Annotated in this window: 22 protein-coding genes and 1 riboswitch; of the genes, 17 read left to right on the top strand and 5 right to left on the bottom strand. The window is 37.1% G+C overall.

Going from position 1 to position 21,429, the window contains the following annotated elements:
• Positions 1-113: 113 nt before the first annotated feature.
• Positions 114-211, top strand: a riboswitch (TPP riboswitch).
• Positions 212-351: 140 nt separating this feature from the next.
• The 6 genes from thiS (at position 352) to moeB (ending at position 7,427) form a co-directional block, all read left to right on the top strand.
• Positions 352-552 carry a sulfur carrier protein ThiS gene (thiS, locus tag BC781_RS16975; RefSeq protein ID WP_109619986.1) on the top strand — a complete coding sequence of 67 codons (201 nt, stop codon included), beginning with the start codon at positions 352-354 and terminating at the stop codon, positions 550-552.
• Between the two features lie 127 nt (positions 553-679).
• The gene (gene thiC, locus BC781_RS16970; RefSeq protein WP_109619984.1) at positions 680-2,548 is read left to right on the top strand and encodes a phosphomethylpyrimidine synthase ThiC; all 1,869 of its coding nucleotides are present in this window, start codon (positions 680-682) and stop codon (positions 2,546-2,548) included.
• Between the two features lie 16 nt (positions 2,549-2,564).
• Positions 2,565-3,257 (top strand): thiamine phosphate synthase, encoded by a 693-nt coding sequence (locus tag BC781_RS16965; RefSeq protein ID WP_245935628.1) that lies wholly within the window; start codon positions 2,565-2,567, stop codon positions 3,255-3,257.
• A gap of 148 nt (positions 3,258-3,405) precedes the next feature.
• The gene (locus BC781_RS16960) at positions 3,406-4,167 is read left to right on the top strand and encodes a thiazole synthase (RefSeq protein ID WP_109619980.1); all 762 of its coding nucleotides are present in this window, start codon (positions 3,406-3,408) and stop codon (positions 4,165-4,167) included.
• A 308-nt stretch (positions 4,168-4,475) separates the two neighbouring features.
• Positions 4,476-5,594, top strand: a complete 1,119-nt coding sequence (gene thiH / locus BC781_RS16955; RefSeq protein WP_109619978.1) for a 2-iminoacetate synthase ThiH — start codon at positions 4,476-4,478, stop codon at positions 5,592-5,594.
• A gap of 732 nt (positions 5,595-6,326) precedes the next feature.
• Positions 6,327-7,427, top strand: a complete 1,101-nt coding sequence (moeB, locus tag BC781_RS16950; protein ID WP_109619976.1) for a HesA/MoeB/ThiF family protein — start codon at positions 6,327-6,329, stop codon at positions 7,425-7,427.
• Here moeB and BC781_RS16945 read toward each other — a convergent pair.
• On the bottom strand, positions 7,400-7,975 hold the full coding sequence (locus tag BC781_RS16945) for a thiamine phosphate synthase (RefSeq protein ID WP_109619973.1): 576 nt from the start codon (positions 7,973-7,975) through the stop codon (positions 7,400-7,402). The two genes, moeB and BC781_RS16945, sit on opposite strands and share 28 nt — an antisense overlap.
• Before the next feature lie 378 nt (positions 7,976-8,353).
• Between BC781_RS16945 and ccoS the strand changes: the two genes are divergently transcribed.
• The 7 genes from ccoS to BC781_RS16910 all read left to right on the top strand — a co-directional run bounded on the left by ccoS (position 8,354) and on the right by BC781_RS16910 (position 14,763).
• A complete protein-coding gene (ccoS, locus tag BC781_RS16940; protein WP_109619971.1) occupies positions 8,354-8,548 on the top strand; it encodes a cbb3-type cytochrome oxidase assembly protein CcoS in 195 nt (64 codons plus the stop codon).
• On the top strand, positions 8,490-10,682 hold the full coding sequence (ccoN, locus tag BC781_RS16935) for a cytochrome-c oxidase, cbb3-type subunit I (protein ID WP_109619969.1): 2,193 nt from the start codon (positions 8,490-8,492) through the stop codon (positions 10,680-10,682). Before ccoS ends, ccoN begins: the two co-directional genes overlap by 59 nt.
• A 62-nt stretch (positions 10,683-10,744) precedes the next feature.
• Complete coding sequence (locus tag BC781_RS16930) at positions 10,745-10,945, top strand: CcoQ/FixQ family Cbb3-type cytochrome c oxidase assembly chaperone (RefSeq protein WP_109619967.1); 201 nt, start codon at positions 10,745-10,747, stop codon at positions 10,943-10,945.
• 21 nt (positions 10,946-10,966) lie between these two features.
• The gene (locus tag BC781_RS16925; protein ID WP_109619965.1) at positions 10,967-11,830 is read left to right on the top strand and encodes a cbb3-type cytochrome c oxidase N-terminal domain-containing protein; all 864 of its coding nucleotides are present in this window, start codon (positions 10,967-10,969) and stop codon (positions 11,828-11,830) included.
• A gap of 106 nt (positions 11,831-11,936) precedes the next feature.
• Positions 11,937-13,352, top strand: coding sequence for a cytochrome c oxidase accessory protein CcoG (gene ccoG, locus BC781_RS16920; protein ID WP_109619962.1), 1,416 nt, complete (start codon positions 11,937-11,939; stop codon positions 13,350-13,352).
• Positions 13,353-13,469: 117 nt separating this feature from the next.
• Entirely contained in the window at positions 13,470-13,919 is a 450-nt protein-coding gene (locus BC781_RS16915; protein ID WP_109619961.1) for a FixH family protein, read from the top strand.
• Between the two features lie 145 nt (positions 13,920-14,064).
• A complete protein-coding gene (locus BC781_RS16910) occupies positions 14,065-14,763 on the top strand; it encodes a sulfite exporter TauE/SafE family protein (RefSeq protein WP_109619959.1) in 699 nt (232 codons plus the stop codon).
• Between the two features lie 55 nt (positions 14,764-14,818).
• Here the strand turns inward: BC781_RS16910 and BC781_RS16905 are convergent, their stop codons facing one another.
• The gene (locus BC781_RS16905; protein ID WP_109619957.1) at positions 14,819-15,037 is read right to left on the bottom strand and encodes a hypothetical protein; all 219 of its coding nucleotides are present in this window, start codon (positions 15,035-15,037) and stop codon (positions 14,819-14,821) included.
• 92 nt (positions 15,038-15,129) lie between these two features.
• The gene (locus BC781_RS16900) at positions 15,130-15,648 is read right to left on the bottom strand and encodes a glycine zipper domain-containing protein (protein WP_245935627.1); all 519 of its coding nucleotides are present in this window, start codon (positions 15,646-15,648) and stop codon (positions 15,130-15,132) included.
• A 407-nt stretch (positions 15,649-16,055) separates the two neighbouring features.
• On the opposite strand from BC781_RS16900, the gene BC781_RS16895 reads away from it, so the two are divergent.
• Positions 16,056-16,631, top strand: a complete 576-nt coding sequence (locus BC781_RS16895; protein ID WP_109619953.1) for a DUF1214 domain-containing protein — start codon at positions 16,056-16,058, stop codon at positions 16,629-16,631.
• Positions 16,632-16,861: 230 nt separating this feature from the next.
• Positions 16,862-17,578 carry a hypothetical protein gene (locus BC781_RS16890; RefSeq protein WP_109619951.1) on the top strand — a complete coding sequence of 239 codons (717 nt, stop codon included), beginning with the start codon at positions 16,862-16,864 and terminating at the stop codon, positions 17,576-17,578.
• Positions 17,579-17,638: 60 nt separating this feature from the next.
• On the opposite strand, the gene BC781_RS16885 is transcribed toward BC781_RS16890, so the two are convergent.
• Together BC781_RS16885 and BC781_RS16880 are read right to left on the bottom strand one after the other, a co-directional pair.
• Entirely contained in the window at positions 17,639-19,285 is a 1,647-nt protein-coding gene (locus tag BC781_RS16885; protein ID WP_109619949.1) for a dipeptidyl-peptidase 3 family protein, read from the bottom strand.
• Between the two features lie 83 nt (positions 19,286-19,368).
• Complete coding sequence (locus BC781_RS16880) at positions 19,369-19,905, bottom strand: SLATT domain-containing protein (protein ID WP_158281507.1); 537 nt, start codon at positions 19,903-19,905, stop codon at positions 19,369-19,371.
• An 86-nt stretch (positions 19,906-19,991) separates the two neighbouring features.
• Between BC781_RS16880 and BC781_RS16875 the strand changes: the two genes are divergently transcribed.
• The gene (locus BC781_RS16875; protein ID WP_109619945.1) at positions 19,992-20,519 is read left to right on the top strand and encodes a GNAT family N-acetyltransferase; all 528 of its coding nucleotides are present in this window, start codon (positions 19,992-19,994) and stop codon (positions 20,517-20,519) included.
• 24 nt (positions 20,520-20,543) lie between these two features.
• On the top strand, positions 20,544-21,338 hold the full coding sequence (locus BC781_RS16870; RefSeq protein WP_109619942.1) for a hypothetical protein: 795 nt from the start codon (positions 20,544-20,546) through the stop codon (positions 21,336-21,338).
• Positions 21,339-21,429: the final 91 nt, after the last annotated feature.

The raw sequence follows: 21,429 nt of genomic DNA, 5'->3' as shown, positions 1-21,429 counted from the left end.
GTTGATTAGATTAGCTCCAAATGTTTGATATTGAATAAGTATTCATTTTTTACGAATTAAAATTCGATAAAAAAAGATTTGGAGAAATACTATTTTATAACTTACCTTCGTAACGAAAGCTTTAGGGGTGTTCTCTTAAAAAGAGAACTGAGAAAGACCCTTTGAACCTGATACAGTTTGCACTGACGTAGGGAAAAGCTGAGCGAAACACTTGCTAAAAAACTAATCTTATTCAACCTCGAATAAGGAACATTAGCTAAAACCATTTTACTCAGTCAATCCAAAAGTCTTTTCTCACCCACAAGGTTTTCACTTCAAAATTCATCTTGAATCGTATTCAACTTGTACGGTATGATTGTATTTATCAACAAAGAGAAAAAAGAAGTCGAACAGCCAAGTACACTAGCAGATTTAGTTTCTGCTCAAGGCATTCCAACACAAGGAACCGCAGTAGCTGTCAATCAACAGATTGTTCCTAAAAACAATTGGTCTGAATTACAGATCAATGAAAATGATCAGTTGACCATAATCAGAGCTACACAAGGCGGTTAATTCCATAAATCACTTGATATTTTATAGATCGAGAAAGACACATTCTTGGTCAGTAACCATATTTTTAGCTACGAACGCCTTATAAGTATAAGGTTGATCTTAGCCTTAACTTCAAACATCCACAAACGTGAGAAAAGATAGAATCCCTTCACAACAGACGATCACTCGTGATCCGTTTCCAGCATCTAAGAAAGTTTATGTAAAAGGTGAAATTCATGACATCGAAGTAGCGATGCGTGAAATCTCTCAAGAGGACACTGTTATCAAATTTGGTCCTAACAAAGAGAAGAGAGATCAAAATCCTCCAATCACTGTTTACGATACTTCAGGACCTTTCACTGATCCTAACATTGAGATCGATGTTCGTAAAGGATTGAAGAAGCTTCGTGAAGACTGGATTATCGGAAGAGAAGACACTGAACTTTTGGAAGAAATTTCTTCTGATTACGGTAAGGAGCGTTTGAATGATGAGAAGCTTGACGAGTTGCGTTTCGAGCACTTGGCTCAGCCAAGAAAAGCAAAAGCGGGCAAGAACGTAACGCAAATGCACTATGCTAGAAAAGGGATCATCACACCAGAGATGGAGTACATCGCTATTCGTGAGAACCAAAAACTAGAAGAAGTAAAAGGACAATTGGCTGCTCAGCACGGAGGAAATAACTTCGGAGCTTACCAACACAGAGGTCCAATTACAGCAGAATTCGTAAGAGAAGAAGTTGCAGCAGGTAGAGCTGTAATTCCTAATAATATCAACCACCCAGAGTCTGAACCAATGATTATTGGTCGTAACTTCTTGGTGAAAATCAATGCTAACATCGGTAACTCAGCTACAACTTCATCTATCGAAGAAGAAGTAGAAAAAGCAGTTTGGGCTTGTCGTTGGGGTGCAGATACTATCATGGACTTGTCAACAGGTAAGAACATCCATGAGACAAGAGAGTGGATCATCCGTAACTCTCCAGTGCCGATCGGTACAGTGCCAATCTACCAAGCACTAGAGAAAGTAAACGGTAAAGCTGAAGACCTTACTTGGGAAATCTTCCGTGATACTTTGATCGAGCAAGCTGAGCAAGGAGTTGACTACTTCACAATTCACGCAGGTGTATTGTTGCGTTACGTTCCTATGACGGCTAAACGTGTAACAGGTATCGTATCTCGTGGTGGTTCTATCATGGCGAAATGGTGTTTGGCTCACCATAAAGAAAACTTCTTGTACACGCACTTCGAAGATATTTGTGAGATCATGAAGGCTTATGACGTAGGGTTCTCATTAGGTGATGGTCTTCGTCCGGGGTCTATTGCAGATGCAAATGACGAAGCACAATTCGCCGAATTGGAAACACTAGGTGAGTTGACAAAAATTGCTTGGGAGCATGACGTACAAGTAATGATTGAAGGTCCTGGTCACGTACCAATGCACATGATCAAAGAAAACATGGACAAAGAATTGAGAGACTGTTTCGAAGCTCCATTTTACACATTAGGTCCATTGACTACTGATATTGCTCCGGGTTATGACCATATCACGTCTGCAATTGGTGCTGCTCAGATCGGATGGTACGGTACTGCAATGCTTTGCTACGTAACACCAAAAGAGCACCTTGGTCTTCCAAACCGTGATGACGTAAAAGAAGGTGTAATCACTTATAAACTTGCCGCTCACGCAGCAGATTTGGCAAAAGGACATCCGGGTTCTCAAATCCGTGACAATGCCCTTTCAAAAGCTCGTTTCGAATTCCGTTGGGTAGATCAATTCAACTTGTCTCTTGACCCAGACAGAGCTCGTGAATTCCATGATGAAACACTTCCTGCTGAAGGAGCAAAAGTAGCTCACTTCTGTTCGATGTGTGGACCTCACTTCTGTTCAATGAAAATCACGCAAGACGTTCGTGACTATGCTGAGAAAATCGGTAAAGAAGGCGAAGATGCGTTGACTGATGGAATGGAAGAGAAATCGAAAGAATTCTTGAACCAAGGCGGAGAGATTTATTCATAATAAAGTATTGTAGAACATGATATATGTAGAGACAAGGCATGCCTTGTCTCTACGTCTGTCTAGTTTCCGCATATTTCAATCTATGGAAATAGCTAAACTACATTTCATCACACAAGCTTTACCCAACCTTAGCCATGCCGAGCAGACAAAACTTGCTTGTGAAGGTGGAGCAGAATGGGTACAAGTCAGAGTGAAAGATACAGACTACGATACATGGAAGAGCATCGCAAAAGAATGTTTGGAAGTGTGTCACCAATATGGCGCTAAGTTGTGTGTGAATGACAATGCTCAGATTGCAAAAGAAATTGGAGCAGATAGTCTACATTTGGGTAAAACGGATATGTCTCCTGTAGAAGCAAGAGCATTAGTTGGAGAAGGTGTAGTAATTGGAGGAACAGCCAATGATTATGAAGATGTCCAACGTTTGGCTGCTGCAAAGGTAGATTATATTGGTTTAGGACCTTTCCGTTTTACAACTACAAAGAAAAACTTAAGTCCTATTCTAGGATTGGAAGGCTATCAAGAATTATTGGAGAAAGCAAAAGCTGAAGGCATCCAAATACCTATAGTTGGAATCGGAGGAATAGAACTCGAAGACATTCCTTCATTATTAGGTACAGGTTTACATGGAGTAGCTCTTTCTTCTTTGATTAGTAAAGCTGAAAATCCTGTTTTAGCTACACAGCAAATTCTAGCAAAGCTTAATTAGGTGAAGCATCTTAGCCTTGACTTTTTGATTCTTTTGTGTCAAGACAAAAGAATAGGATAAAAGGAATATGTAATCAAGAAGACTACAGCAAAGCTATAGTTTATTGATCTCAACAATAAAAGATCTTAATCATTAAAAAATAATCAGTATGCTTGAAGTAGGAGGTGTACAATTTGGTTCTCGTTTATTTACAGGAACTGGAAAATTTAGCAGTAGTGAACTTATGGAAGAGGCATTAGTCGCTTCTGAAAGTGAGTTAGTCACTGTGGCTTTAAAAAGAGTTGATGCTCACAGTCAAGATGATGACATCTTAAAGCATCTGAAACACCCGCGTATCAAACTGCTTCCAAATACTTCGGGAGTGAGAGATGCCAAAGAAGCTGTATTTGCAGCACAACTAGCACGTGAAGCGCTAGAAACAGACCTATTGAAATTGGAGATTCATCCAGACCCAAAATATTTAATGCCAGACCCGATTGAGACGCTGAAAGCAACGGAAGAATTGGCAAAACTAGGTTTCAAAGTTTTCCCTTACATCCATGCAGATCCTGTTTTGTGTAAAAGATTGGAAGATGTGGGAACGGCAGCTGTAATGCCTTTGGGTGCACCAATTGGAAGTAATAAAGGATTAGCAACAAGGGATTTCTTGGAAATTATCATTGAGCAGAGTTCTGTACCTGTTATTGTAGATGCAGGAATTGGAGCACCATCACATGCCGCAGAAGCAATGGAAATGGGAGCTGATGCAGTACTTGTAAATACGGCAATTGCAGTTTCTGACAACCCAGTGAAAATGGCTGAAGCATTCAAGTTGGCTGTGCAGGCAGGGCGAATGGCCTATGAAGCAAGATTGGCTGCAAGATCACAAAATGCGATTGCAAGTAGTCCATTGACTTCTTTCCTAGACTAAATATAGTTTAGCTATTGATCTAGTATTTTTTTTGAATAAAAGAATACGGTTTCAATTGAAAAGATACAAAAAGCCACCAATTAGTTAGTAAACGGGAGGCTAGCCACAAAAGCGGAGTAGTAAAGAGTTGTGGGATGACCGTTTTTTATGTGGCTTGATTTTCTTTGGTTCGTTTCTTTTATCAAGAAAAGAAATGAACAATACAGATCGAACAAAATAAGAAGTCTCATCTGTGGTTGAGTAGGTGTAAATGGAGTACGAAACAAATTTGTATCAGCACCTATGGATATGTTTTAATAGATTAAATTATGCATACTTTTTCTGACACCTTCGAGCAATATAATTGGGATGACATCAAGCAAAGCATTTATGCAAAAACAGCGGTAGATGTTGAGCGAGCATTGGCAAAACAGAAAAGAGACTTAGAAGATTTTAAAGCCTTAATCTCTCCTGCTGCCGCTCCATATTTGGAACAAATGGCTCAGTTGAGTCATCAGCTTACTCAAAAACGATTTGGGAAGACCATTCAAATGTATATTCCACTTTACCTGTCCAACGAATGTCAGAATATTTGTACCTATTGTGGTTTTAGTCTAGATAATAAAATCCGCAGGGTTACACTTACTGACGAACAGATTTTGAAAGAAGTGGAAGCCATCAAGAAAATGGGTTTTGATCATGTCTTGTTGGTAACAGGAGAAGCGAATAAGACCGTAGGAGTAGATTACATCAAAAATGCCATCAAGCTAATTCGTCCGCACTTCTCTCATATTTCTATGGAGGTACAGCCAATGGATCAGGCGGATTATGAAGAACTAATAGCAGAAGGCTTAGATACGGTATTGGTTTACCAAGAAACGTATCATAAGGAAGATTATAAAAAGCATCACCCGAAAGGGAAAAAGTCGAACTTTGATTACCGAATTCAAACGCCAGATCGTTTGGGAAATGCAGGTATTCATAAAATAGGTATTGGTGTGTTGATTGGGCTGGAAGATTGGCGAACTGATTGTTTCCATGTAGCGGCTCATCTTCGCTATTTGGAAAGAACGTATTGGCAAACCAAATATTCAATTTCATTCCCTCGTTTGCGTCCATTCTCTGGCGGATTGGAGCCTAAAGTGGAAATGACAGATCGAGAGTTGGTACAATTGATTTGTGCGTATCGTTTATTGGATGAAGAGGTCGAGCTTTCGTTGTCAACAAGAGAGACAGAAACATTCAGAAATAATGTAATCAAATTGGGAATTACTTCAGTAAGTGCGGCTTCCAAAACTAATCCTGGGGGCTATGCAGTTTATGAAGAATCTTTAGAGCAATTTGAAATCTCTGACGAAAGAAATGCACAGTCGATTGCCGATATGATCAAAGAAAATGGATATGAGGCAGTATGGAAAGATTGGGAAATGGGATACTCTATTGGCTAATTTATTTAATATTAAAAATTAGAATAATCCTATTTTTCGCTTATTAACAATATTATTCTAAAAATAGTTTGCTTAATTCTTAAATAAAGCTAATTTTACAATTGTAAAACAAACACTACTTGGGTGCGAGACATTTCAGAAAGTGTATTTTTTAGGCTTAGTTTTATTTTTTGATTGTTTACGGATTTTTTGAGCTTTGAGCGAATTATTTTTAGTCTTTATTTTTTGATCTTTTTTAGGGGAATATACAGTGACTAATAATTTGGATTAGTCACTGTATTTTAAAATTTGAATAACCAATAAACAATACATACAACACATTAATTGCTGATTTAAGAGAACATCAGTAAGAAAATTTTTATAAGAGGCTAGTGATGAAATATCATTATCCTCTTTTTTATGCTTCATTTTTTTAAAGAAACCTATCTATTGATTTAAATAATCAGAGTGAAATTAATAGGTGTTTTAGGTACAATAAACTTAATAGATAACCATCTTTTATTTTAGAGAGTATAAAAAAAAGGCTACTTTTTGTGAGGTAATCAGCTCTCTAATTATAGCTATAGTGCAATTATGTTGTCTGAAAGTTTAGGAATTCATTTGCTCTTTCTTATTATTTTTATTCTAAATCCTTAGAAGAAAAACATTAACTTTTGTCTTTCAAAAGAGTTTATTATTGCGAGTATTTCGAAATGGAAAAGCTAGGTTTTTTAGCTCAATAAAAATATACAAATGCTACTTAGTCAGGAAGAAAAAAATAGATATAGCAGACATATATTGCTTTCAGAAATTGGAGAAGAAGGACAGTTGAAGTTGAAATCTGCAAAGGTTTTAGTAATTGGTGCAGGAGGTTTAGGATGTCCTGTTCTTCAATATTTGAGTGCGGCAGGGGTTGGTACTATCGGAATTGTAGACGGAGATCAAGTAGGTTTAAGTAATCTCCAGCGTCAGATTTTATATACTACTCAAGATATCGGGTTCTCAAAGGCAGAGAAGGCTATGGAAAAGCTTAAAGCTATGAATCCGTTGTTGGACTATAAAATATATACGTCACATCTTTCTAAAGATAATGTCTTTGAGATATTTGAACAGTATGATGTTGTAGTAGATTGTACTGATAATTTTCCGACTCGTTATATGATTAACGATGCTTGTGTTATTCTTAAAAAGCCTCTTGTTTTTGGTGCAATATTCAAGTTTGATGGTCAAGTAACAGTACTGAACTATAAAGGAGGCCCAACTTATCGCTGCTTGTTCCCAGAAGCTCCTGGTGCAGGCGAGATGCCAAACTGTTCAGAGATTGGAGTGATAGGTGTTTTACCTGGTATTATCGGTAGTTTACAAGCCAATGAGGTGATTAAGATGATTACAGGTATTGGTGATGTGTTGTCTGGGAAGTTCTTTGTTTTCGATGCCCTAACGATGCAAAGCTCTAATTTTGAATTTGCTTTGAATCCTCAGAATTTGGAGAGAGAAGAGTTAGAAGAAAATTATGTGGCATTTTGTGGATTAGAGCAAGAAGTTACTGCTGAAGAAATAACTGCAGAAACTTTAAAAGAATGGCAAAGTAGTCAGAAAGACTTTCAATTGTTGGATGTGCGAGAAGCTTGGGAAAGAGAAGAGTTTAATATTGGTGGTCAGCATATTCCATTGTCCTTTATACCTCATAGATTCAGTGAGGTAGACTTCTCAAAACCTACGGTTATTTATTGTCAGAAAGGAGGGAGAAGCATGCAAGCACTACGTTTTCTGAAGCAAAAAAGTATTGCTTCAGAACAGTTACATAGCCTCTCTGGTGGAATGGATTATTGGCAAGATTTTATTAATTCCTGATACGCTCTTAAAGGGTTTTCTGATGCCCATACATAACCCAATACAGCAACCCCATCAAATCCTAAATCTTTACAGGTTTGGATTTGGTAGGGTGTTATTCCCCCAAGAGCTACAACAGGGTATCTTGATGTCTGTATTTTTGACTTTAATTCTTTTGGTTTGAAATAAGATTTGTAACCTACTTTCGAAATGCTGTCAAAAATAGGACTGAGAAATACATAGTTATAGCTTCCCCAATCTTGCTCTAATTGTTCTAGCTGATGGAAAGATGTAGAACAATGCAAGTCTAATTCTTGACGTTCGGGTCTTGTCTTTTCTGAGTAATGAATCCCTCCTAAGTCAAACTCATCTAACAGCTCATGAAACTGATGTAATATGATGTGTGGATGGTAGTTTGGTGAAATTTTTTCGATAAATCTACGATACTCCTCTTTATTCCATTTCGGTTTTCTTAAATGTAATTTTGTTAAGCCTGATTTAAACAATTCTGTTGTTTTCTCTAGCTCTTTTTTCTCCTCTTCAGGGCTTGAAATTAGGATTATATTCATATGGACTTTTTGAGTATATACTGTAGTGTATTGTATCTGACTCTTTTTATTAAGTGTTGATTTACCGTTTATTAAGTTGAATATTAAGTGTTTTAAGTATTACCATTTATTCACAAAATAAAGCCATTTTCATGCGAAAATACCATTTTTTTAAGTTCCGATAACATTCGTCCTTCTTAATTTTTTGTCTAAACATTTTTGCGTGAATATTTAACTTAAAATATGACAAAAGTCATTAATAAGTCGTTTAACATTGTGAATGATAAATTTCAACAATGACAAAGGTCACTTATTTGCATTAAGCACGATCATCAGAGAAGGCTATATATGGAGGATATATTTGTGAATATATTTTAAATATCAGAAAAGCTAAAACACATGAGTGCTATAATCATTTTGATCGGGATTAGTTTGACGGTAGCTATCGTTTTTCTCACAGTCTTTATTTGGTCTGTGAAGTCTGATCAATATGAGGATACGTACACACCTAGTGTGAGGATTTTATTTGAAGAATATGATCACAGCAGTAGAAACTCCGACCAAGCAGCAGCAGACGTCGGTGGGAAATCTTGAACATTTCTCATACGACAATCAGGTTGTGCGGAACTTTGCTTTCGCCACCGTTTTTTGGGGTATTGCAGGTATGTTGGTAGGTTTAATAGTAGCCCTCCAGCTAACCAACCCTATTTTTAACTTAGATACGTCCTTCCTTACGTTCGGACGTTTGAGACCTTTACATACAAATGCCGTTATTTTTGCCTTTGTAGGAAATGGTATGTTCGCCGGAATATACTATTCATTACCACGTTTGGCAAAAGCCCCGATGTTTAGCAAGGTATTGTCAAAAATCCATTTTTGGGGTTGGCAAGCTATCATCCTTTCGGCATTGATTACACTTCCTTTGGGTATTACATCTTCTAAAGAGTATGCCGAGCTAGAGTGGCCTATTGATATTGCCATTGCCGTTATTTGGGTTGTGTTTGGTCTTAACATGATTATGACACTGGTAAAAAGACGCGAAAAGCATATGTATGTAGCCATTTGGTTCTACCTAGCAACTTTCGTGACTGTAGCAGTTCTTCATATCGTGAATAACTTGGAATTGCCTGTAACACTTACAAAGTCTTATCCAGTGTTTGCAGGGGTACAAGATGCCTTAGTTCAGTGGTGGTACGGACACAATGCGGTAGCATTCTTCCTAACTACTCCTTACTTAGGTCTGATGTATTACTTCATTCCAAAAGCTGCTAATCGTCCTGTATATTCTTACCGCTTGTCGATTATCCACTTCTGGGCACTCATCTTTATTTATATCTGGGCAGGACCACACCACTTGCTTTATACTTCACTTCCTGACTGGGCACAGTCATTGGGTACTGTATTCTCAATCATGCTTATTGCTCCATCTTGGGGTGGTATGTTGAACGGTCTTTTGACATTGAGAGGTGCATGGGATAAAGTAAGACAAGATCCTGTATTGAAGTTTATGGTAGTAGCCGTTACAGCATACGGTATGGCTACGTTTGAAGGCCCAATGATGTCTTTGAAATCTGTAAACGCAATTTCTCACTATACTGACTGGACTATTGGTCACGTACACATTGGTGGTCTTGGTTGGAACGGATTCTTAACATTCGGTATGCTTTACTGGATGCTTCCAAGAATCTACAGCACGAAATTACACTCTGTTAAGTTAGCAAATATCCACTTCTGGTTAGGTACACTAGGTATTGTATTCTACGCTGTTCCGTTGTATTGGGCAGGTTGGACACAAGCGCTAATGTGGAAAGAATTTAACCTAGATGGAACACTAGTTTATGACAACTTCCTAGACACAGTTACTCAAATTATCCCAATGTATAAACTAAGAGCATTTGGCGGAGCAATCTACTTGGCAGGTGCATTAGTTGGGGTTTATAACTTAGTGAAAACTGTAGCTAGCGGAACATTAGTAAAAGAGGAAGAAGCATCAGCTCCTCCTTTAGAAGCATCAAAAGCACACGGAAATAACTTCCAATCTTGGATTGAAAGAAAGCCAGTTCAATTGACAATTGCATCTGTTTTGGCCATCTCGATTGGTAGTATGGTAGAGTTGATCCCTACTTATATGGTAGAAGAAAACGTACCAACTATTTCTTCAGTAAAACCTTATACACCACTTGAGCTAGAAGGTAGAGATATTTACCTGAGAGAAGGATGTTACTTGTGTCACTCACAAATGATTCGTCCATTCCGTTCGGAAGTAGCTCGTTATGGTGAATACTCTAAAGCTGGAGAATTCATTTATGATCGTCCATTCCAGTGGGGATCAAAACGTACAGGCCCAGACTTGCACCGTGTAGGTGGTAAGTACAACGACTCGTGGCACTACAACCACATGTACGATCCAGAATCTACTTCTCCTGGCTCAATCATGCCAAAATATCCATGGTTGTTCGAGAATGATTTAGATATCGCTAATACTGAGAAGAAGATTGAAGTAATGCAAGCGCTTGGCGTACCATATCCAGAAGGTTATGCACAAAAAGCAGTAGCTGACTTGAAAGCTCAAGCATTACAAGTGAAGAATAGATTAGAAAGCGAATTGACAAGAGCTGATGGCTCATCTGAGCAAGTAAATGAAAATGCTGAAATCATTGCATTGATTGCTTATCTGCAACGTATTGGTACTGATATCAAGAACGCAGAAGCTGTACCTGTCAAATAATTTACTCAAGTAACATAAGAGCTGCCGGCTTCGGTTGGCAGCTTCTCAAAAAAGAATAAGCCATGTATAAAGATGTTCTCAGGTCAATCGAAGGAGTGGATATCTATCCAGTAATCGGGATCATTATCTTTTTTACCTTCTTTCTCGCTTGGCTCTTTTATGTCATTAAGATGAAAAAAGAGAGCGTAGATTCTTATTCTATGCTTCCGCTCGATCTAGAACAAGATGAACAACATGAGGCTAATAACACAAATCAGATTTGAGGGCCAAAAATTTTCTATGAGATGAAATTCAATCGAATATATAAACCCGTTTTGGCTATGCTGAGCTTGCTTGTTACAGGGCATTCGGCAATGGCTGCAAGCACAGAAAGCTTGTTTGATGGCATCGGGAATTTGGAAGTACTGATAGGTGCAATGCTTGGTGTCATTGTGATCTTGTTTATTGCTGTACTTTTAGTTTCTCTGACTCTATACAAGATTGTTTCTAAAGAGCTAAAAGCAAACCTTTCAGAAGAAGAGCTTGCATACGAAGAAGAAGGCGGTTACCAATGGTTCTGGCAGCGATTTAATGCTGCAAAACCAATCGCTTTGGAAAAAGAAATTTTACTAGCACACGAATACGATGGAATTAGAGAGTTAGACAATGACTTACCACCTTGGTGGAAATATTTGTTCTACGTAAGTATCGTTTTTGCGGGTGTTTACATCTACATCTATCACACAGGAGTTGATACACCAGTTTCTGTGAGTGAGTATCAAACAGAAGTAGCAGAAGCTGAAGCTGAAATTGATGCATACTTGGCAGCTTTGGGTGCAGCTATCGATGAATCGAATGTAGAGCGTTCGTTAGAGGAAAAAGACTTAGCGAATGGTAAAGCTATTTTCACCAAACGTTGTGTGGCTTGTCACGCAGCTGATGGTGGTGGAGGTATCGGTCCTAACCTAACAGATGAGTACTGGTTGTATGGAAATGATGTGAAAAACATCTTCAAAACAATCAAATACGGTACGTCTAAAGGTATGACTGCTTGGGATAAGAAAATCTCACCTCCAGATATGAAAGATGTGGCAAGTTATGTAATGAGCTTGCAAGGTACGACTCCTGAAGCAGGTAAAGCACCTCAGGGAGAGCATATGCCAATGTAATATCCTTTTGAAATAGAAGTCTCCTCAGGGGACTTCTATTTTCTCTAGCAAGGAAAACTAACACACTACTGAATACACAAGAATACATTTCACAGCATCTAAGCCTATGGCAGCTCAACAAGACAATAGGTATAAAGAAGATTTTAGAGAAGCCATTTCTACCGTAGATTCTAGCGGTAAAAGAATATGGGTTTATCCTAAAAAACCAAATGGAAAATACTACAACAGTAGAAAGAAATTAAGTTATGTGCTTTTGGTATTTCTGTTTGTAGGTCCATTTATAAAAATTGGAGGGCAACCTCTACTCATGCTGAATGTTCTCGAAAGAAAGTTTGTAATCTTCGGGCAATTATTCCTTCCGCACGACTTCTTCATTTTCGTGCTTACCATGATCTTCGGGATCATTTTTATAGTGTTGTTTACCGTTGTCTACGGACGGTTATTTTGTGGGTGGGTTTGTCCACAAACCATTTTTATGGAGATGGTTTTCCGTAGAATTGAATATTGGATAGAAGGAGATCATAACCAACAAAGAAAGTTAGATAAAGCTCCTTGGAATTCAGATAAGATATTTAAGCGATCAGCAAAATACAGTTTGTTCTTCATTGTGTCTTTTGCGATAGCAAATACATTTTTAGGCTATATAGTTGGAGGTGATAAGCTTATTGAAATGGTTACTCTTCCACCAACGCAGAACCTAACAACTTTTACAGCCTTATTTATTTTCACTGTGGTCTTCTATTGGGTCTTTGCTTACCTAAGAGAACAAGCTTGTACGACAATCTGCCCATACGGAAGATTGCAAGGAGTGCTTTTAGATAAAGACTCGATCAATGTCAGCTATGACTTCTTAAGAGGAGAGCCAAGAGGAAAGAAAAGAAAAAAGGAAGAAAATGAAGCTCCAAAAGGAGATTGTATTGACTGTAATCTTTGTGTACAGGTTTGTCCGACAGGAATTGATATCAGAAACGGAACACAACTAGAGTGTGTAAACTGTACAGCCTGTATTGATGCTTGTGATGCTGTCATGACCAAGATCGATAAACCTACAGGTCTGATCAGATATGCAACACACAATGAGATAGAAAACAATAAGCCGTTTGAGTTCAATGTAAGGATGAAGGCATATACTGGGGTTCTTACACTCTTAGCTTCAGTGATATTGTTTATGCTATTTTCAAGGTCAACTACCGAAACTACGCTTTTGAGAGCACCAGGTCAGTTGTATTACAAAACGAAAGAAGGCAGTTTCAGAAATCTGTATAAGCTGAAAATTGTCAATAAAAGTCATAGAGATATACCTATCAAATTGGTGCTTACTTCACACCAAGATGGAGAAATCATTATTGTAGGAGAACCAGAAATGGTATTAGAAGGAGAAAGCAATATTGAAGAAATGGTTTTCATAGATCTTCCGCCAAATGCTCTTGATGGTGCGAAGACTAAAATAGAAGTAGATATATATGAAAATGAAAATAAGATCGACCATGTTTCAACAAGTTTCTTAGGGCCACGGTCATAAAAGAGCAGCTACGCTAACGACTAACTTCAAAATATATGGGAGAAAAGCCCTTTTTAGGGCTTCCCATTTTTACTAGAGAATAGAATACGATCACAGACATTTAAAAAAAGAATTGCTATGAAATTCAAGTTTCATTTTGGGCACGGTATCATTATAACATTCATATTATTTGCAGGCATGATCCTCAACTTTGTATTCAAATCATTTGATGTACCAATCAATATGGTGACAAAGGACTATTATCAGGACGACGGAGCTGTAAATACTAGAGCAAAGAAAATAAGTAATACCGAACCATATTTGGAAGAAATAGATATTGCTTTGGCAGAAGAAAAGCAACTTGCTGTTTTGAGTATGCCAACTCAGATGACTGGAGCAGAGGGAATTGTTCACTTCTACAGACCATCAGATGAGCATCAAGATGTAAAGTATGAGTTAGTGTTGAACGAGAAAGGACATCAAGTATTCCAGATCAAAGACCTTTCAAAAGGGCATTGGGTTGTGATCTTGGAATGGTCGAAAGATGAGTTGGACTACTATACTCAAAACAACATTTTTATTCCATAAAAGTGTATTGTGAAACTTAAAGAGATTGAAGATAACATTTTTATAATGTTGTGATGTATTCTCTGAAGGAAGGAGAGGTCTCAGACCTCTTCCCTCCTTATACATTCAAATAAAAAAAGATACGAACCAACTACCTGTTGAAAATATGCTATGGTCAGCTTTTATATTGGGGTTATTTGGAAGCTTCCACTGTGTCGGAATGTGTGCGCCTATTGCTTTGGCAATTAGGGGGAAAAACCGTCAACCATTTTTCCTTTTTACAGATAAACTTCTTTACAATCTAGGAAGGATTACAACCTATGCATTCTTAGGAAATATAGCAGGTATATTAGGGCAGAGTTTAGTTTGGATTGTAGGGTATCAGGTTTACATCAGTGCTCTATTAGGTGTTGGGTTTATTCTGATGGGAGTTTTTTCATCAAACCCAGATCAGATAATTAATAAAGTGCCGTTTTTCAAGTCCTTTGTAAAAACGATCCAAAATACAATGGCGCTCAAACTTCAAGGAGCAAGTTGGGATACACACTTCTTCTTGGGAGTCTTAAGTGGTTTTCTGCCTTGCGGATTGGTTTATGCTGCATTGGCCGCAGCGCTTACAACAAGTACGGCATTAGAAGGAATGGCTTATATGGCTTTATTTGGTTTAGGTACTTTACCTCTAATGCTATTGGTAAGTGTGGCGGGACAACTGATAAGTGTTCAGTGGCGAAATCGAATTAGAAAAATTTATCCATTTCTGTTTATCCTTATTGGCTTTGTCATGATATGGAGAGCATACGCCATCGGGATTGCTCCAGAAGTAACATTGGATGCAGGTAGCCAACCTGCCTTATTTTGTCATTAAGATTTGAAAAAATATATAAATGAAAAAGGAATGGTTCTATACCATTCCTTTTTTATTATTCAGTACTGAGCGTGATATCCTTTTCTTTAAGTGCTTGAGAGACGATCTCTTTTAGCAAATCCATATCATCTTCAGGAACATGGAAATCTTCAACAATGCCTTCAATAAACAAGTCAAAAGTAACGAGTTGTTTATCAATCTGACCATGTTTCAACATCCATTGCAATTGTTTGACTTCTCGGTCAACAATATTTTTGATTTTACCTTCTTTCATGCCTTTGCTATTTCCTACAAAGATACATTCAATTTTTCAGAGGACAAGCAATTAAATCTTGAAGGCAAGCCAAGCTTTTAGAGAAATATGAATTATTTCACAGTGTATCCTTTTCCTTCCATACAAGCAGAGAAAGCTTTGATGAAATTGTCTTTTAATTCTTGCTCTTGAGCTTTTGCAGTTTCAATGTTTTGTTGCTGCTCTACATGATCTCCAACAACTTTCGCTCTTCTTCCACGAAGTCCTCCTACTACAGAGCCAATAGCTGCACCTTTTCCTGCGTCTCCAGCTATTGCACCAATTGCGGCTCCAGTGGCAGCTCCGCCTGCTGCTCCTACTATGGTAGAGCCTTTTCTTTTTGAAGAATCAACTTCTTGTGCTGCTACTTTAGTTGGATTAATCGGATCATAAGCGGTCTGTTCCATAGCCCAATGGTAACAAGCCATTTCATCTGCATTAAGTGTTTCCTGAGATTGATTGTTTGAAGGGAAAATATAGATACCTAAACTTTTAGCGATACCCGTATTTACTTCTGTGTTTTGATTTTGAGCATACGACAGAAGTGTCAGACCCATTAAAATGGATGTGATAAAAGGTTTAATAAATTCCATAGGTTAATAAAGTACTTGTTAGTAAATAATGTGTATCAAAGGTACTGTCTCAAACTTTAAAGAATATTTATATTCTCTCAACAACGCTTAATAGTGATGTTTGAAAATGATGGTTTATTTTAATCAGAAGGTCAAACTAAAAAAACAGATATGGGAAATAGCAGACATCACAAGTCATATAAATGATTGTATTTCTCAATTATATGCGTTCAAAAAAATAGGGTTAAAGAACTTTTAAACCTTAAAAAAAATTGAGTAGGTAAAGTAAGGTAAATATGAAAATGAACTTCGTTACATCGAGTTCAAACAACCAACAAACTAACGATTAGAAAGAAAACTGGAACCAACTCTGTTCCTGTTCCCAACTCATCATCAATCGCCTTTCAAAACTAAACTGGACACAACAAATGAAAAGGCTATTGACAGTAACTTACTCGATACTAACTGTGATTCTTCTTCAGGAAGTTTTAGCTGAAGATGATCTGAAAAATGAGACCACATACAAGTACCCAGATAAGGTAAAGAATGTCTACGAAATTGTAGAAGAACAAATACAAACTTATAATCCGCCATTGCGGTATACCGTTGATACAACAATAATCTACGGAAGAAATATGAAAGAAGAAGCGATCTATCTAAAAGTAAAGCCCGAAGCTAACAATGGTGCTGTCCCTCACCAACTCACATTAAAAGACGTTCCTGTTGATGGATTTTGGTCTGTGGGGGTGTATGACGAGCAAGGGAAAATGCTGCGAAATTCTTCTGGTTTGTATGCCTACAATAATTCTTCAGTAGATAAAAACCCCGATGGTTCTGTAACCATAAATTTTGGCAATGAGGAAGGGACAATTAATAATTTATCCATTAAAGATGGTTGGATTTGTATGATTCGCCTCTACAAGCCTAGAAAAGAATTATTGATGGGGGCTTGGCAGTTTCCTTTACCAACACCAATTGATAATTCAGTAATGTATAGTAGATGAAGAGTGTGATCGCTTCTGTTTTAGAAAACGGAAGCGATTTTTTTATAAACAGTTTTGAGTAGAATTAAAAACATAAATCAATATGGTAGTCAAATATAAAATGAGTTAAAGAAAGAAAAATAATGCAACTATAAAGTGTTAATGCGTGTAATTAATTTTGTTGTATTATTCTAAGAATGAGTATTTTTTGTTAACCGAATTTAAGAGTCGAACCAAACAAAAGCCTAATTATGATAACATCCACACTTTTGCATCATAAATATGAAGAGATAGAAGAGAATGGCTTAAATGCTATATCTGTGAAGCAAGAAGTGATTGATAATTATCTTCTGGACCCACGAACAGATAATAGAAAGGGCTTGAGCTTAGTTGTGAACTTAGATTATGAACTACTTGAGAATATTTACAGGGTTTTAGAAATCCTTAAACCTGTTATGCCAAATCAGTATTTTTACCCTCTTAGTGATATTCATTTGACTGTTTTGTCGGTGGTGACAGTAAATGATGATTTTAGATATAAAGAGAATTTGGTTGAAGAATACGATAAAATATTTTGTGATGTCATTCCACAAATACCAGAGTTTTTGGTCAATTTTGAAGGCTTAACGATCAGTAATGGAGCTATAATTATGAAAGGCTTCTATGAGTTTCCATTGGCAGAATTGAGAGAAGCTTTAAGAAACCAGATAACAGTAAATGGAATAGATTTCCAGGAGCGATATAAATTGATGACAGCTCATTCTACAGTTGTGAGATTTAAAGAAGTGATTAGCAATAGAAAGCTACTTTTAGAGTATATGAATCTCTTTAAGAATCTTTATTTGGGAAGTATGGTGGTTAAGAGTATCGATTTTGTATGCCATGATTGGTATAATTCTTTAAGTAAAAAAACAGTACTCAAAAGGTATTATCTTAACCAAGACCACAAGGCTTTAGCTCTGATTTAAAAAACAAAAAGCCAACCATAGTTTATGATTGACTTTTTATTAGAATCGTAAGTTTGATAATTACAATCCCAATGTTTTCACACCTTGTTGGAAAACGATATCGGTAGGAATACCAGCATCACCCAATTTCTCTAAATCAGCTTGAAGTTCATCATCCACTATTCCTAAATTTTGGATCATTTCAGTTGCTTCTTCATAGCTTCCATCACCTTGTACCTGCAAAATCTTTCTCGAAAGAGCATTCATAGCTTCTTCCATTTTTTCATAATTTACTTTGTACAATCCCGTATCTGCATTTCGTTCAAAAGCACCATTATTCTTGAAGAAATTGAAACGAATCATGTTGGCAACACCATGGGCACTAGCTGCACCAAATCGAACAGAGCGGAAGATACCTGCAAGGAATGTCGTGTAATAATCTTTCATATCTCCAGCTACTTCTCCTTTCTGATGCAGTTGTTGAACCATATAAAGTCCTAAGATATCAGCCTTTCCTTCTTCAAGAGCGGAAGAGTGTTCTTTCAGAGCATCTCTTACGGTACCTTTTCCTGTAATTGTATTTTTGATTCCAAGTCCGTGTGCTACTTCGTGGAACATGGTATTGGCAAAAAATGCATCGAAGGTTACATGCTGACGTTGCGAAGGGTCGATAAGTACTTCTGAAATTGGAGCCATAATCTTCTCAAATTTCGCTTGCATCGCATTTTTCAACTGAACACGACGAGTACCTTTCTGTTGTTGTACTTTTTCATCATTTGGAAGGTTGATGGCTATCGTTTTACTACCAGCATTACAGTCTCCTGCATAGTAGACTATATCATAAGCTCCAAGATCAGAGTCTGTACCGATTTCATCTTGTTTGTATTTTTCATCGGCAGGAAGTCCTTTTTGTAACTCAGGAAGGAAGCTCGCATATTTCTCAAGCTTCTTAGACCATTCCATATCTTTGATCAATACGTATGCTTCAAAAGCCGCTTTAGCACCATAAAGTTTATCTTCATAGTTTTCGATAGGACCGATAACCAAATCCATTTTGTTATCTCTCATGCTCATCCAAGCCATATCAGACTCAAAATACTCGTTGGAAAGTAAGGCATCAGCACGTAGAGAAAGGTAAGTTTTGAAGCTTTCAGATTCAGCTAGTTCGGCTGCCTGACGAAGTAATTCAGCTGTTTTTTGTAACTCCGCTTCATAGAATTTCGAATAAGGAATACTTTCCAATAAACCTTGATCATTTCGATTGATGATGGTGTAAAGACTCAACTTATCTTCAGCAACAAAAGCATCAAACTCTGATTTTGTCATATCTAATGGGTAGAACTTGGCTCCTTTTGGTTTAGGACCAACACCTTCCAAGAAAGGTTCATTTCCATTCAAACGATCCCAAGGACCATAGTTTATTTCTGCATATTGCTTTAGTACAGGATCTTTAATTTCTCCTAGTAAAGTTTCTTTGTCTCCGTATGCTTGTCTCCAAAATAATTCATCCATGATTTTTGCGGCATCAATCATCAGAGGAATCATTTTTTTCTGATTGTCTGAAAGCTGCGATAGATTGGCTTTCAAGGTGAAATCAGCATAGGTAGCGAGTTCTTCGTATTTAGCGTCCATGTTTTCGGTCTGTTTGGTATCTTTTTTTGAATTACTACAGGCAGAGAACATGAGTCCACAAGCTGCCATTAAGGCGAATATGATATTAGGTTTCATCTTGTGTATATCTATGTTGTGAAAAGTGATTTATGGGAAGTTACATTTCAACCAAGAAAATTCAAACCTTCTATCTTGTGAATTTAAGCTTCTACTTCAAGCTGTTGGCGTTGTTCTTTCAGTTTGATCAGAGATTCCTTAGTATCCTTATTTTTTTTGAATGCTTTTTGATAATCAGAAGGTGCATTGGGACAAACTTCGGCCTCTTTATTAATTTTGAAATACTTCTGAATGAGCTTATCGTGTGAATTCTGTATACTTTTTTCACTGGTAAGTCCATCGTAAAAAGAAGCAATCAATCGGTCAATTTCTCTTACAACTTCAAGATATCCGTTTCCAATTTTCCGATGGTTTTCTACATCTTTGGAGAAGTTGAAAAAGGTTTGGATAGCAGCAAAAGAAGCTGCAAAGAATGAAATTGCACTGATGAAAAGCTGCTTACCAAAACCCTCAGGGAAGTATTCGATAAGTGTAGAGCCAATCAAAACATTGATAAGAATGACTGAAACACCAAGTTTTTTGTTGTAACTGCTTTTTCGTTCGGCAGCAGTGAAGTGTTTGTCTTTGCTGATTTTAGCATCACATTGTAGCAGCTGTAGGTCTAGTAAGGTATTTTTCAAAGTCTTTGAGGTCTTGTGGTAAAAAAATTGTATTCTTACTATAATTTTAAACGTTGTGATTGTATATTTCTTATGATTATCAACGAATGAAAATGAAAACAAACCGACCTGTTGAAATCCGATTGCGTAGGCTGAATGAGCGGGATATGAAGCCGCTACAAGAGATAGCTGACAACAAGAAGATTTTTGATAACTTACCTGATTTTTTTCCTTTTCCATACACATTGGACGATGCAAAACGCTTTTTGACTTTAACAGAGTCAGAAGAGAAGACTTGTACATTTGCCATAGAATGGGAGGGAGTATTGGTAGGTATTATATCCCTAATTCCACAAGCCGATATTTATGCAAAATCAATGAAAGTAGGTTATTGGTTAGGCGAAGCTTATTGGGGAAAAGGCATTGCTACGGCCGCTTTGCGAAAAATTTGTGCTTATGCATGGCAAAATTTTGATATAAATCGCTTATTTTCATCGGTTATAGCCTACAATAAATCATCTGTAAAGGTGATGGAGAAAGCAGGTTTTACATTTGAAGGAATCGGAAGAAAAGCCATTTTTAAGAATGGACAATTTTATGATGATCATTATTATGGTCTTCTAAAAGACGACTAATATCAACACACACTAACATTTTTTATGAGATTATCGACACTAACATCACTATTACTTTTTTGTGCAGTGAGCAGTATCACACATGCGCAATCTTATCGTGTAAATGAAACTTTGTCAAGATTAGTAGTCTCTGATGAAGTAAAGCCAATCATGGTTTTATTCCCTGGTTACTCCGTTGAACAAAATTGGGCAGAAACGTGGGCAATGGAAATGCTAAAAGATGAAGAAGTAAAGGATACTTTTTCCAATATTTTTGTCTTTAAAGGTCCTAAAGAAGTTTTTTACAATAGCCAAGAGCTTACTATTTCAGCATTATTTGATGAATTTAAGGAGGTTGGAAATGTGTCTGAGTTAGTGGTTGTAGCTCATTCGAGTGGTTCATTTCCTGCACATATCTTTTTCAGACATCTTCAAGTCTCTGATTTGAATGAGCAGCTAAAAGAGAAAGTACTCTATGTCAATTTAGATGGAGGAATAGGAGAAAATGAGAATGCTTTCTCAGATGCTTCGTTGGATTATCTTAAAAAGGGATACAGTATTTCGGCATTGGATACGCTTACCAACACCTATTCTGCAAATCATGAGAGTATGATTGCTTTTGCAGAACATTATCCAGAAAAATTTGAGCATATTTTATTGAGAGTAGAAAGTCCTTGTGAGGCTGAAGCTCAATGGTGTTTGCATGATGTATTTATCAATCAACAACCGCACAATAAAGCAGCCTTTGATCTTGAAAAAGACTACAGTCAGTATGATACAAAGCATCCCATCAATTTGACTTGGTTGCATCCTATTCTAGATCAGTTGAAAGGTAATTGATCATTTGAGATGGGGTATAGGTCAGAACTTTGATTTATACCTCATTTTTTATTTTCTTTATAAGCTAAATTGATTTGAAGTTCAATTTTCC

This window comes from Sediminitomix flava (assembly GCF_003149185.1).
Taxonomy (GTDB): Bacteria; Bacteroidota; Bacteroidia; order Cytophagales; family Flammeovirgaceae; genus Sediminitomix; species Sediminitomix flava.
The sequence above is the reverse complement of the archived record's forward strand: the minus strand, read 5'-3'. Positions and strand labels throughout refer to the sequence as shown.